The organism is Streptomyces luteogriseus (assembly GCF_014205055.1).
In the GTDB taxonomy this organism is placed as follows: Bacteria; Actinomycetota; Actinomycetes; order Streptomycetales; family Streptomycetaceae; genus Streptomyces; species Streptomyces luteogriseus.
In genome coordinates this window covers 8,273,663-8,285,587 of sequence record NZ_JACHMS010000001.1, presented here as the reverse complement: position 1 = coordinate 8,285,587, position 11,925 = coordinate 8,273,663, and the positions used below count along the sequence as shown (strand labels likewise).

11 protein-coding genes are annotated in these 11,925 nt (G+C 72.1%); 8 read left to right on the top strand and 3 right to left on the bottom strand.

Annotated elements, in window-relative coordinates:
* Positions 1-13: 13 nt before the first annotated feature.
* From BJ965_RS36820 to BJ965_RS36810, 3 genes are all read left to right on the top strand, one after another.
* Positions 14-967, top strand: a complete 954-nt coding sequence (locus BJ965_RS36820; RefSeq protein WP_184915751.1) for an alpha/beta hydrolase — start codon at positions 14-16, stop codon at positions 965-967.
* Between the two features lie 122 nt (positions 968-1,089).
* Positions 1,090-2,310, top strand: a complete 1,221-nt coding sequence (locus tag BJ965_RS36815; RefSeq protein ID WP_184915746.1) for a PucR family transcriptional regulator — start codon at positions 1,090-1,092, stop codon at positions 2,308-2,310.
* A 150-nt stretch (positions 2,311-2,460) separates the two neighbouring features.
* Positions 2,461-3,102, top strand: coding sequence for a cutinase family protein (locus BJ965_RS36810; RefSeq protein ID WP_184915743.1), 642 nt, complete (start codon positions 2,461-2,463; stop codon positions 3,100-3,102).
* Positions 3,103-3,169: 67 nt separating this feature from the next.
* Here the strand turns inward: BJ965_RS36810 and BJ965_RS36805 are convergent, their stop codons facing one another.
* Positions 3,170-4,891, bottom strand: a complete 1,722-nt coding sequence (locus tag BJ965_RS36805) for a hypothetical protein (protein ID WP_246546199.1) — start codon at positions 4,889-4,891, stop codon at positions 3,170-3,172.
* A gap of 180 nt (positions 4,892-5,071) precedes the next feature.
* Between BJ965_RS36805 and BJ965_RS36800 the strand changes: the two genes are divergently transcribed.
* On the top strand, positions 5,072-5,302 hold the full coding sequence (locus BJ965_RS36800) for a hypothetical protein (protein ID WP_142156492.1): 231 nt from the start codon (positions 5,072-5,074) through the stop codon (positions 5,300-5,302).
* A 209-nt stretch (positions 5,303-5,511) separates the two neighbouring features.
* On the opposite strand, the gene BJ965_RS36795 is transcribed toward BJ965_RS36800, so the two are convergent.
* Positions 5,512-6,363: an aldo/keto reductase gene (locus BJ965_RS36795; RefSeq protein ID WP_184915740.1), complete on the bottom strand. Its 852-nt coding sequence runs from the start codon at positions 6,361-6,363 to the stop codon at positions 5,512-5,514.
* Positions 6,364-6,536: 173 nt separating this feature from the next.
* Between BJ965_RS36795 and BJ965_RS36790 the strand changes: the two genes are divergently transcribed.
* Positions 6,537-6,947 carry a VOC family protein gene (locus BJ965_RS36790; RefSeq protein ID WP_184915736.1) on the top strand — a complete coding sequence of 137 codons (411 nt, stop codon included), beginning with the start codon at positions 6,537-6,539 and terminating at the stop codon, positions 6,945-6,947.
* Between the two features lie 309 nt (positions 6,948-7,256).
* Positions 7,257-8,261 carry a sugar ABC transporter substrate-binding protein gene (locus BJ965_RS36785; protein WP_184915734.1) on the top strand — a complete coding sequence of 335 codons (1,005 nt, stop codon included), beginning with the start codon at positions 7,257-7,259 and terminating at the stop codon, positions 8,259-8,261.
* 27 nt (positions 8,262-8,288) lie between these two features.
* Here the strand turns inward: BJ965_RS36785 and BJ965_RS36780 are convergent, their stop codons facing one another.
* Positions 8,289-9,296 (bottom strand): LacI family DNA-binding transcriptional regulator, encoded by a 1,008-nt coding sequence (locus BJ965_RS36780; RefSeq protein WP_184915731.1) that lies wholly within the window; start codon positions 9,294-9,296, stop codon positions 8,289-8,291.
* A 218-nt stretch (positions 9,297-9,514) separates the two neighbouring features.
* Here BJ965_RS36780 and BJ965_RS36775 point away from each other — a divergent pair, with 218 nt between their 5' ends.
* Together BJ965_RS36775 and BJ965_RS36770 are read left to right on the top strand one after the other, a co-directional pair.
* Positions 9,515-10,465, top strand: a complete 951-nt coding sequence (locus tag BJ965_RS36775; protein ID WP_184915728.1) for a TIM barrel protein — start codon at positions 9,515-9,517, stop codon at positions 10,463-10,465.
* Between the two features lie 9 nt (positions 10,466-10,474).
* Positions 10,475-11,908, top strand: coding sequence for a sugar porter family MFS transporter (locus BJ965_RS36770; RefSeq protein WP_184915724.1), 1,434 nt, complete (start codon positions 10,475-10,477; stop codon positions 11,906-11,908).
* Positions 11,909-11,925: the final 17 nt, after the last annotated feature.

Here is an 11,925-nt window from a genome sequence, read left to right as displayed (position 1 = left end):
CCGAGGAGCCGTCATGCCCCACCTGCCGCAGCAGCCCGCCGCCGGAGTGTCCCGGCGCACCGTCGCCAGAGCGACGGCCGCCGCCGGTCTCGCCGCCCTGTTCGGCGCCGCGGCCGGCACGGCCCCGGCCCGGGCGGCCACCCGGCTCGGGCCGCGCACGCTGGACGTGTCCGTGCCCTCCGCGGCGCTCGGCCGCAGCGCGCCGGTCCGGCTGATCCTGCCGTCGGACTTCGGCACGCGCCCGGAGAAGAGGTACCCGGTGCTGTACCTGCTGCACGGCGCGCACGACGACTACACCTCGTGGACCCGGGAGACGGACATCGAGGCGTTCACCGCCGGCCGCGACCTGATCGTGGCGATGCCGGACGCGGGCCCCACCGGCATCCCGAGCGTCTGGCGCGGCGGCCCCGACTACGAGACGTTCCAGCTGAAGGAGGTGCCGGCCCTGCTCGCCCGGGACTACCGGGCCTCCGGCGTACGGGCGGTCGCGGGGGTGTCCACCGGCGGATACGGGGCCATGGCCCACGCGGCCCGTCATCCCGGGGCGTTCACCGCGGCGGCCTCCTACAGCGGCATCCTCGACACCACGGCCCCGGGTGTTCCCGCCATCATGGACGCGATCGTGGCCCGCGAGAACCTGCCGGCCGCGTCCCTCTGGGGAAATCCGGTCTTCAACCTCCTGACCTGGCGGGACTTCAACCCGCGCGCCCGCGCCACCGGGCTGCGCGGCACCGCTCTGTACGTGTCGCAGGGCAGCGGGGTGGGCGGCGGCGGTGATCCGCTGCCCGGGATCCTGGAGAGCGCCCTGTGGCCCTCGGCCCAGGGCTTCGCCCGCACCCTGGCCCTCATGGGGTTGCCGGCCACCACGCACTTCTACGGAGGAGGCGGGCACGACTGGGCGCATTGGAAGCCGGAGTTCACGGCCTCGTGGCCTGTCCTCGCCCGTGCGCTGGGGGTGCCCGAGTGACGGAGGTGCCGTCGGGGCACGGAACGGAACGGAGGGGTCGTCCGTCCTACACAGGACTCCCCACTCGTCCCACAGGCGACAGCCCGCGGGTGAGCCGCTTCCGGTCGAAAGGAGTGTCCGTGATGGCTGTGCCCGCCCCGCACGGCGTGCCGGACCGCCCCGCTGCCCCGCAGTTCCCCCCTGAGCTGGCGAAGGTGCTGCGCGCCGATCTGGCGGCCGTCGCCGACGAGGTGGAGGAGGAGGTGCGCCGCCAGGTCCCCGAGTACGCCCGGCCCGCCGACGGCACGTACCGCCAGAACCTGCGGTCCGGGGTGGTGCAGGCCCTGACCCTGTTCGTCGACCACATCGCCGACCCGCGCGACGACGGGGGCGCGATCGCGGCGACGTACTACGAACTCGGGCGGGGCGAGGCCCTGGAGGGCCGCAGCCTGGACGCGCTGCAGTCCGCGCTGCGGGTCGGCGGGATGTGTGCCTGGCGGCAGATGGGCCGTACGGCGGAGGAACTCGGGCTGGACTCCACGGTCGTGGCCGGGCTGGGGGAGCTGGCGTTCCGGACCGTGCACGAGGTCGCGCAGGCGGCCGCGTCCGGGTACGCCGAGGCCCGGCTGCGCAGCTCCGACGAGCTGGAGCGGCGCCGCAAGCGCCTGCTGGACCTGCTCCTGGAGGACGGGCCGGTGGCGCTGGAGGCCGTACAGGACCTGGCGCACGGCGCGCGCTGGCCCGTGCCGCGGACGGTCGCCGTCGTGGCGCTTGCGGCGGCGCCGGACCGGCGGGAGGAGGACCGGCCGCTGGCGGCGGCGGGGGCGCTGGTGGACATGGGGTCCCGCCCGCCGCGCATGCTGGTGCCCGACCCGGACGGCTCCGGTGGCATCGGCGGCCGGGCGTTCACGCTCGCGTTGCGCGGCCGGCCCGCCGCGATCGGCCCGACGGTGGCGGTCACCGAGGCCGCGCAGTCGCTGCGCCTGGCCACCCGGGCGCTCGGGTTGATGGGCCGTGGGGTGCTGCCCCGCCAGGGCGTGGTGCGCTGCGACGAGCATCTGTCGACGCTGCTGCTGTACGGCGACGAGCCGCTGCTGGGGCGGCTCCAGGCGCGGGTCCTGGCGCCCCTCGACACGGTCTCGGCGGGGCAGCGCGACCGGCTCGCCGAGACACTGCTGGCCTGGCTGCTCAGCGGCAGCAACGTGCCGGACGTCGCCGCGCGGCTGCACATCCACCCGCAGACGGTCCGCTACCGCCTGCGCCAGCTGGAGAAGCTCTTCGGCGACGCCCTGCACGACCCGGCGACCCGCCTCGACCTCATTCTCGCGTTGCGCGCGGAATCGCTGCACACACGGCAGGACTGACGTCCGCATTCAGGCTCTTGCTCAATCGGCGATAAAAATCTGCGGGGTTTCCATAATCCCGTCCATAACAGCATGCGAGAGAAAGCCCATACGTTCGGGGCGTCCTTTTTCGAAGGCGTTTCACGCGCCTTTCCACGCGGAGGATCCCCCATGCGTATCCGTATGTGTCTCGCGGCGCTGTCCCTGGCCGGCGGGGCCGGGCTCGCCACCCTCTCGGCTCCCCCGGCCATGGCCGCGGCCTGCTCGGACGTCGAGGTCGTCGCGGCCCGCGGCACCTTCGAGCCGGGCACGCTCGGCTTCATCGTCGGCGACCCGGTGTATTCCGCCCTGCAGAAGAAGGCGGCGGGCAAGAACGTGACCAGCTACAAGGTGAACTATCCCGCCGACCTCTCCCCCACGTCCGCGGCACAGGGCAATCTGGATCTGGTGAACCATGTGAAGAGCCAGGCCGCCGCCTGCCCGAGTCAGAAGTTCGTTCTCGTCGGCTATTCGCAGGGCGCGAACGTCGTCGACAACTCCATCGGCATCAGCAGCGCCGGTGCGGTGGTCGGCAGCCCCATCGTGGCCACCCTGCCCGCCGCGGTCGAGCCGAAGGTGGCCGCGGTGCTGCTGTTCGGCAATCCGATCCGGGCCCTCGGCAAGAGCGTCACCGGCACCTACCAGAGCCGCACCCTCGACCTCTGCGCCAAGGGCGACCCCGTCTGCGAGAACGGCGGGGGCGACGTCGGGGCGCACCTGAGCTACCGGGACGACGCCGAGGAGGCGGCCACGTTCGCCGCGGGCAGGCTCTGAGCCCGTCCGGCACGAAGGGGCCCGGGAGGATGACCTCCCGGGCCCCGGGCGTGCGTACCGGACGGGGCTAGCGTGGTGTCCGTGCGAAGCCCGCGAGGCTGGTGGAGACGGGCTCCGGCCGGCCGTTGTTCTGCACGGGCGCGGCGGTCAGGACGTCGAGGTGCTGGTAGCCGTCCGCGACCACCGGGTGCAGGTCGGCCGGGACCCGCCCGGCCAGCAGGCCCTCACCGGCGAGCACGGTGAGCACCGGGTTGGCCTTGAGCCCCTCGGGGTGGACGACGAGCTTCTTCACCTGCGGTGAGGTGGCCAGCTCGATGTCCGTGACCAGCTTGGTCGGGAAGTACTGCTCGGTGAAGTCCAGCGGCTGCTCGGCCAGGCTGCGGGCCAGTTGCCGCACGTCGGTGACCTCTTCGCCGGCGCCGGTGAACGGGGTGCCGTCGGCCGACCGGTGGCCGGGGTCGTCCGCGTCGCCGACGCGGTCGTAGGTGCGCCAGGTGTAGAGCGGACCGTGCGGCCGGTCCGGGATGGCCTTGTACGCGGTCCCGTACAGCCCCGGTCGGGCGTCGCCCCCGTTGGCGGCGGGGAAGCTCTTGTCGGCGATCGGTCCGCCGTCGAAGAAGCCGACACTGGTCTGCAGGAACGCCAGCGGGACGGAGTTGTCGTCCAGCAGCGCCCCGAGCACCGCGCCGTTGGTGAGCCGGAAGTCCCTCACCGACGGCGAGCCGCTGAGGAAGGCGGCGGTGTCCTTGGCGAAGAGGAAGCGGTTGGTGGCCTCGATGTTGAGGTTGCGGGGCAGATAGCCCAGCAGGTCGGCCTCACCGTCGAGGTCCTTCAGCGCGCCCAGGCCCGCGATGCCGAGCAGCGTCATGGTCTCGGGGTTGAGCAGCACCGGCGCGGACAGGGTGCGCGGCAGCACCCCGCTGTCCAGCCCGGCCTGCACGACGCCGTAACCGAGGCCGATGTCGGGCAGGTTGGTGTCGCCGGGGATGCTGCCGCTGAGGTCGCCCAGCGTGGTGGAGACGGTCGTGTCGAGGGCGAAGTAGCCGGCGCACTGGTTGTACCCGGCGTCGGCCGTGGTGGCGCGGTTGCCGTCGAAGTCGGCCGCGGCGAAGTACCCGGTGATGACACCGCCCAGCGAGTGCCCGCCGCACAGCACCTTCCGCTTGCGCAGTGCCGGGGAGGGCAACTCGGCGGTGAGCAGGTCGTACTGGTCGCGTACGGTCTGCTCGATGCCGAGCTTCGCCATCCAGCCCAGCTGGGCGTTGCCGGTGTAGCCGCCGAAGGTCCGGCCGCCGACCTGCTTGCCGCGGTAGTAGTAGTCGACGGCCGTGTGCTGGTCGCCGGAGGCGATGCCGGTGCGGTCCTCCAGACAGTTGGAGCGCCGGTCCAGCGCCCAGAACTCGATGTGCTGCCCCTGCACGGCGGCCCGCGTGACCGTATTGCGGGCGACGCTGTCGAACGCCCCCGCGCCTTCCAGGATGCCGGGCTGGGCGATGAGGATCCGGTCCGCGTCGGCCGACGCGGACGGCCCGTCGGCGGAGCGGTAGCGCAGGTACGACAGCCAGTCGCAGGCCTCGGGGCGGGGCCCGGCCGACTCCGGCAGCGGCGCCTTCACCCGCACCGTCGACTCCGTCACCCCCGTCACGGGTGACGTCGACCGCACCGGCGTCTCGGTGCGCGTGCCCTCGGCGCCTGCGCCCGGAGCGGCGGCCGTGAGTGTCCCGGCGGTCAGCAGTACCGCGAGCACGGCACCGCGCCACTTCCCTCTGTACGTACGGTTCATGTCCATGCCACGGACGCTAGGGCGGTGGCACGACCGCTCTCAGGGAGTGCTGATGAGAACTCAGCTTCCGGATGGCGGCTTGTCACCGGCGGACAGCGCGCCCGGCCCCAGGCCTGAGCAGGGGTCCGTACCGCTTCTGGACGCCACCGAGCTGCGGACCGGCCGTTTCGGGAGCATGGTGGGGCTATGGACGGTCAACCCCCTGTGGTCGTGCAGCCGCCCGCGACGGACGGCGGACGGCTGGTGACCATCCGCGGCGAGCGCATGGGCGTCGCCTACAGCCTCTTCGACGTACTGGACCTGTTGCACCGCGAGGGCCTGCCCACGGCCGACACGGCCGTCGACGACACCGAGCTGATCGAGTGGCAGGGCGGCGGCCCGTACGACTGGAACAGCGGAGCGCCCGAGGAGGCGTGAGCCCGCTTGCGCCGGCCGGAGGACGCCGTGCGGCGTGGGGGCCCGACGCGCTGTCCCCCCGCACGCTCTCCCGTCGGCGCTGCGGCGCCGAAAAGCCCGGTGCTCGACCGGAGCCCCTCCGCTCCGGGCAGGGGACCGGTCGCCGCTCGTCCCGGCCGACGATCGGCTGCGCGTGCGGTGCAAGGCGCGGAGATCGCCCTCGCGGCTCCTCAGCCCGATCCGGCCCGCACTCCCTCGGCCGCCCCGTCGAGGCGGGCGCGCTGGGCGGGTGTCAGCTTCAGGTCGGCCGCCGCGAGGTTCTCCTCCAGGTGCTCGATCCGGGCCGTGCCCGGGATGGGCAGGACGACCGGGGCGCGGTCGAGGAGCCAGGCGAGCGCGACCTGCGTGGGCGTGGCGCCGAGCTCGGCCGCGACGGCGGCGATCCCGGCCTCGGAACCCGTGTCCCCCCAGGCCACCGTCCGCCACGGCAGGAAGGCGATCCCGGCGGCCGCGCACGCGTCCAGCACCGCCTCGTGCTCCCGGTCGAGGAGGTTGTAGCGGTTCTGCACGCTCACGACGTCGACGAGCTCCCGGGCGCGTTCCAGCTCTTCGACGGTGACCTCCGACAGCCCGATCCGGCCCACCAGGCCCTCGGTCTGGAGCTCGCGCAGCGTGCCGAGCTGGTCGGCGAGCGGCGTGTCGGGGTCGATGCGGTGCAGCTGGAGCAGTTCGATCCGCTCGGTCCGCAGCCGTCGCAGGGCCTGCCGGACCTGGTCGCGCAGGATCTGCGGCCGTCCGTCGAGCTTCCACTCGCCGCCGGGGCCGGTGCGCGCGACACCCACCTTGGTGGTGATCAGCAGGCCCTCCGGGTAGGGGTGCAGGGCCTCGGCGAGGAGTTCCTCGTTGGCTCCGCCGCCGTACAGGTGCGCCGTGTCGATCAGCGTGACGCCCAGCTCCACGGCCCGCCGGGCCACCGCCAGGGCGTTCTCCCGGCCGGGACCGGGCCCGGTGGGCAGATGCATGGCTCCGAAACCGAGCCGCCGTACGTCCAGGTCCCCGCCGATGCGGAACGTCGATGCCATCAGCCGCCGTCTCCCCCTCTGCTCAAGCGGCCACGCTAGCAGTGCGGTTGACGATGGACCGGCCGCTGCGGCACCTGGCCCCGCCCGGGCGCCGGCACGCTCGACGAGCCGTTGTCAGCGCCTGGCGCTACGCTGCGCGGAAACTACCCTTTGCCCCCTTCTGGGAGGTTCTCATGGCCGCGCGCCTCAACCCATACCTCAACTTCAACGGCGACGCCCGGCAGGCGATGGAGTTCTACAAGGAGGTCTTCGGCGGCACGCTCGACCTCAACAGCTACGGAGACTTCGGGCAGGCGGACGCCCCCAACGCCGACAAGATCATGCACGGCATGCTGGAGACCACCGGCGGCTTCACCCTGATGGGTGCCGACAACCCGCCGGGCATGGAGTCCGAGCGGGGCAGCTCCTACTCCGTGAGCCTGAGCGGTGACGACGACGCCGAGCTGCGCGGCTACTGGGAGAAGCTGTCCGAGGGCGGCTCGGTGTCGGTGCCACTGGAGAAGCAGATGTGGGGCGACGTGTTCGGCATGTGCACGGACCGCTTCGGCGTCCCCTGGATGGTCAACATCAGCGCACAGAGCTGAACGACCGAGCCCGGCGGTCCCCGACCGTCCGCCCCGAGGCCGCCCGTACGCACCGGTCACCACCGGTGCGTACGGGCGGTCCTCTTTTGTTGGTACGTCCTGACAAACCTGTTGACATCCCTCCGGGGCCGCCGCATAGTACCTGCCACTAGAGCGCGCTAGTGGCGCGCTCCAGTCACCGAGTACACGGGGTCCGCATCCAGGACCGCCGCACCACCCATGACCGCCGCCGCCCCGGGCGCCCACCCACCGCCCGCCTCCCGGACCGGGCGCGGCCCCCTCGTCCCAGCACAGTGAGGTGCACCCGACATGCGCAGACACCGCAGAACCGCCGCCCTGACCACCGCCGTCGCCGTCGGCGCCCTGCTCGCCGCGGGCTGCTCCAGCGGCTCCGGCGGGAAGAAGTCCGAGGACGGCGGCACCGACACCGCCGCGGGCAAGGCCACCACCCCGCGGATGACCGTCGCCCTGGTCACCCACGCGGCGCCGGGCGACACGTTCTGGGACCTGATCCGCAAGGGCGCCCAGGCCGCCGCGGCGAAGGACAACATCAAGCTCGTCTACTCCAGCGACCCCGTCGCCGGGAACCAGGCCAACCTCGTGCAGAACGCCATCGACCAGAAGGTCGACGGCATCGCGCTCACCGCCGCCAAGCCCGACGCCATGAAGGGCGTGGTGGCGAAGGCCAAGGCGGCCGGCATCCCCGTCGTCGGCTTCAACTCCGGCTTGGACGACTGGAAGGAGCTCGGCATGCTCGAGTACTTCGGCCAGGACGAGAACATCGCGGGGCAGGCGTTCGGCGAGCGGCTCAACCGGCTGGGGGCCAAGCACGCCGTCTGCGTCATCCAGGAGCAGGGCCAGGTCGCCCTGGAGGCCCGCTGCGCCGGGCTGAAGAAGGGCTTCGAGGGCACGACGGAGAACCTGTACGTCAACGGCACGGACATGCCCTCGGTGAAGTCGACACTGACCGCCAAGCTCCAGAAGGACTCCTCCATCGACCAGGTGGTCACGCTCGGCGCCCCGATCGCCCTGACCGCCGTGCAGTCGGTGAAGGACGCCGGCAGCAAGGCGAAGGTCGCCACGTTCGACCTCAACAAGGAGCTCGTCGGCGCCGTCCAGGGCGGCAGCATCGAGTTCGCCGTCGACCAGCAGCCCTACCTCCAGGGCTACCTGGCCGTGGACGCGCTGTGGCTGTACAGGACCAACGGCAACGTGAGCGGCGGCGGTACCGCGCCCGTGCTCACCGGACCGGCGTTCGTCACGAAGGACAACGTCGACAGCGTCGCCGAGTTCGCGAAGAAGGGCACGCGCTGACGGAACCGGGCGGCGGGGGCACCCGAGTCAGGCCGGCACCGGCTCCTTCGGGACCGGCCCGCTCGTCCCCCGCACCACGAGCTTGGGGTCCAGCACCGCCTCCCGCGGCTCCAGTTCCCCCTTCTCCAGCCGCTCGACGGCGAAACGGACGGCGTGCTCGGCCATCAGGACGGCGTCCTGGCGGACGGTGGTCAGGCCGATCGGCATCAGGTGGGAGAGGTGGCTGTCGTCGTAGCCGACGACGGAGAGGTCGCGCGGGACGTCCACGCCCGCCCGGGTCAGGGCCATCAGCAGGCCCATCGCGCACCGGTCGTTGCCGGCGAGGACCGCCGTCGGCAACGGCTGCCCGCCGTCCCGTTCGGCCAGCAGCAGACGGCCGGTCTCGATGCCGGAGTCCTCGGTGTGGTGACCGGGGATCACCCGCGCCTCGGCCTCCAGCCCGTGGCGGCGCATCGCGGCCCGGTAGGCCCGCCGGCGTTCCGCCGAGCCGGGGCCGCGTCCGCCGTCGATGTGCACGATCCGGCGGTGCCCCAGCTCCACCAGGTGGTCCATGGCCTGCCGGACGCCCTTGCCCTCGGCCGTGTGCACGAAGTCGACCCGGGCGTGGGGCACCCGGCGGCTGACCGACACGGCGACCGTGCGCTGCCCGAGTTCGTCCAGGTAGGCGGACTCGGCGTCCGGGCCGAGCAGGATGACCGCCTCACAGCGGTGACTGAGCAGCGCCTCGACCGCCTTGGCCTCGCTGCGACCCCGGGTCGCCCCGGAGAGCAGCACGTCGTAGCCGAGCCGTTCGGCCTCGGGGTAGATGCCGGTGATGAGGTCCGTGTGGAAGGTCTGCTGCACGGTGAACATGACGCCGAGCGTGCGGCTGCGGCCGCGGGCCAGCAGGCGGGCCGCGCTGTCGGGGCGGTAGCCGATCTCGTCGGCCACGCGCAGGACCCGTTCCCGGGTCTCCCGGCCGGCTCCGGCCTGGTTGCGGAAGACGATCGAGACGAGCGCGCGGGAGACGCCCGCCTTCTCGGCGACGTCCGCCATCGTGGGCCGCTGCCTGCCCGATGCATCCACCTGTGAACCCACCCTCCGACGCCGCACACCTTACGGGGTGCCCCGAACCCGGCCTCGCACGAGGATCCTGCGATCTCCCGGCGACCGGCTATTGACATGACATTTGGACAGGGGTCATCGTACTCGAACTAGAGCGCGCTAGTAGAGCGCGACAGCCAGCGGAAACCGCACGCGAAGGACACCTCTCCATGGCAACGGCGCCTCCCCCTCCCCGTACCACAGTCGGCAATCTCTGCCTCGGGTCCGCCCCCGACTCCTGGGGCGTCTGGTTCCCCGAGGACGAGCACCAGGTGCCGTACACCCGCTTTCTCGACGAGCTGGTCCGGGCCGGCTACGCGTGGCTGGAGCTCGGCCCGTACGGCTACCTGCCCACCGACCCGCAGCGGCTGAAGGCCGAGCTGGACGCACGAGGGCTCAAGGTCTCCGGCGGCACCGCCTTCGGCGCACTCCACCGGCCCGAGGCGTGGGACGAGATGCTCGCCCATGTCCGGCAGGTCGCCGCGTTGACGGCTGCCGCGGGGGCGCACCACCTGGTCTTCATCCCGCCGATGTACCGGGACGAGAAGACGGGTGCGTTCACCGAGTCGCCCGAACTCACCGCCGAGCAGTGGGCCGGGTTCGGACGGGCCGCGGACCGTCTGGGCAGACTGCTGCTGGACGAGTACGACGTGCGGCTGGTGATCCATCCGCACGCCGACAGCCACCTCCAGACGCAAGCCGAGATCGAGCGGCTGCTGAACGAGTCCGACAGCCGCTACACCAACCTGTGCCTCGACACCGGGCATGTGGCGTACGGCGGCGGCGACAACCTCGATCTGATCCGCCGCTTCGGCGAGCGGGTCGGCTACGTCCACATCAAGCAGATGGACCCGGAGATCCTCGCCCAGGTCGCCGCCGAGGGCCTGTCGTTCGGTGAGGCCGTGCGGCGCGGGGTGTGCGTCTCGCCGCCTGCCGGGGTGCCGAACCCGGCCGACGTGGTCGCCGAACTGGCCCGGCTGGGCGCCGAGTTGTTCGTGATCGTCGAGCAGGACCTGTACCCCTGCGCTCCCGAGGTGCCGCTGCCCATCGCGATCGGCACTCGTGAGCACCTGGCCGGCTGCGGTCTGTCGGGTACCCGGCGCCCGAACATCGACAGGTAAGGAGCGGCCATGGACGTCAGGGACGACGCGACACCAGCCCCCACCCCCGCCTCCGTCGGGGAGGACGACGCCCCCACGGCGGTCTCCCGGCGGCTGCGGGTCATCACGGTCATCGCCACGTTCGGGGGCCTGCTCTTCGGCTACGACACGGGCGTCATCAACGGCGCGCTGCCCTACATGACCGAGGACCTCGGCCTGACCCCGGTCACCGAGGGCATGGTCACCAGCTCGCTGCTGCTGGGTGCCGCGCTGGGCGCGGTGACCGGCGGCCGGCTCTCGGACGCGCGCGGCAGGCGGCGCGCCATCCTGCTGCTGGCCGTGCTGTTCTTCATCGGCGCTCTGGGCTGCACGCTCGCCCCGACGACCGCCGTGATGATCGTGGCGCGGTTCGTGCTCGGTCTCGCGGTCGGCGGTGCCTCGGTGACCGTGCCGGTGTACCTCGCGGAGGTGTCACCCGCCGAGCGGCGCGGTGCCCTCGTCACCCGCAACGAACTGATGATCGTCAGCGGTCAGCTGCTGGCCTTCACCTCCAACGCGATCATCGCGCAGGTCGGCGGCGAGTCCGGCGGAGTGTGGCGCTGGATGCTGGTCATCGCCACCCTGCCGGCCGTGGTGCTGTGGTTCGGCATGCTGGTGATGCCTGAGAGCCCGCGCTGGCTCGCCTCACAGAGCCGTTTCGGCGAGGCGCTCGACGTGCTCAAGCAGGTGCGCTCGCGCCCCCGGGCCGAGGCCGAGCTGAAGGAGGTCTCCGCGCTCGCCGTGAAGGACGAGCAGGCCAGGCTCGGCGGCTGGCAGGACATCAAGAGCACACCGTGGGTGCGCAAGCTGATGTTCGTCGGCTTCGGCATCGCCGTCGTGCAGCAGATCACCGGCGTGAACACGATCATGTACTACGGCACGCAGATCCTCACCGACGCCGGTTTCGCCGCCGACAGCGCGCTCACGGCGAACATCGCCAACGGCGTGATCTCGGTGCTGGCCACCTTCGTCGGCATCTGGCTGCTGGGCCGGGTGCCGCGCCGCCCGATGCTGATGACCGGTCAGGTCGGCACCACACTCGCCCTGTTGCTGATCGGCGTCTTCTCGTTGGTCCTGCCCTCCGGCGACCCGAGGGCGTTCGCGGTGCTCGCGATGACGGTCACCTTCCTCGCCTTCCAGCAGGGCGCGATCTCTCCGGTGACCTGGCTGATGCTGTCGGAGATCTTCCCGATGCGGATGCGCGGCTTCGGCATGGGGGTGGCGGCCGTGGTGCTGTGGCTGACCAACTTCGTCATCGGGCTGGTCTTCCCGTCCCTGGTCTCCGGGATCGGGATCTCCAACACCTTCTTCCTGTTCGTGGCGGCGGGCGTGCTGTCCCTCACCTTCGTGAAGCGGTACGTCCCCGAGACCAAGGGCCGCACGCTCGAGACCCTCGAGTCCGAGCTGCGGGCGCGCTTCTCCTGACCATCCTCCTAGGAGTT

Bases quoted from the DNA above. Each gene is read 5' to 3' on its own strand.
- BJ965_RS36820 (WP_184915751.1), top strand. From the start codon at position 14: ATGCCCCACCTGCCGCAGCAGCCCGCCGCCGGAGTGTCCCGGCGCACC.
- BJ965_RS36815 (WP_184915746.1), top strand. From the start codon at position 1,090: ATGGCTGTGCCCGCCCCGCACGGCGTGCCGGACCGCCCCGCTGCCCCG.
- BJ965_RS36810 (WP_184915743.1), top strand. From the start codon at position 2,461: ATGCGTATCCGTATGTGTCTCGCGGCGCTGTCCCTGGCCGGCGGGGCC.
- BJ965_RS36805 (WP_246546199.1), bottom strand. From the start codon at position 4,891: ATGGACATGAACCGTACGTACAGAGGGAAGTGGCGCGGTGCCGTGCTC.
- BJ965_RS36800 (WP_142156492.1), top strand. From the start codon at position 5,072: ATGGACGGTCAACCCCCTGTGGTCGTGCAGCCGCCCGCGACGGACGGC.
- BJ965_RS36795 (WP_184915740.1), bottom strand. From the start codon at position 6,363: ATGGCATCGACGTTCCGCATCGGCGGGGACCTGGACGTACGGCGGCTC.
- BJ965_RS36790 (WP_184915736.1), top strand. From the start codon at position 6,537: ATGGCCGCGCGCCTCAACCCATACCTCAACTTCAACGGCGACGCCCGG.
- BJ965_RS36785 (WP_184915734.1), top strand. From the start codon at position 7,257: ATGCGCAGACACCGCAGAACCGCCGCCCTGACCACCGCCGTCGCCGTC.
- BJ965_RS36780 (WP_184915731.1), bottom strand. From the start codon at position 9,296: ATGGCGGACGTCGCCGAGAAGGCGGGCGTCTCCCGCGCGCTCGTCTCG.
- BJ965_RS36775 (WP_184915728.1), top strand. From the start codon at position 9,515: ATGGCAACGGCGCCTCCCCCTCCCCGTACCACAGTCGGCAATCTCTGC.
- BJ965_RS36770 (WP_184915724.1), top strand. From the start codon at position 10,475: ATGGACGTCAGGGACGACGCGACACCAGCCCCCACCCCCGCCTCCGTC.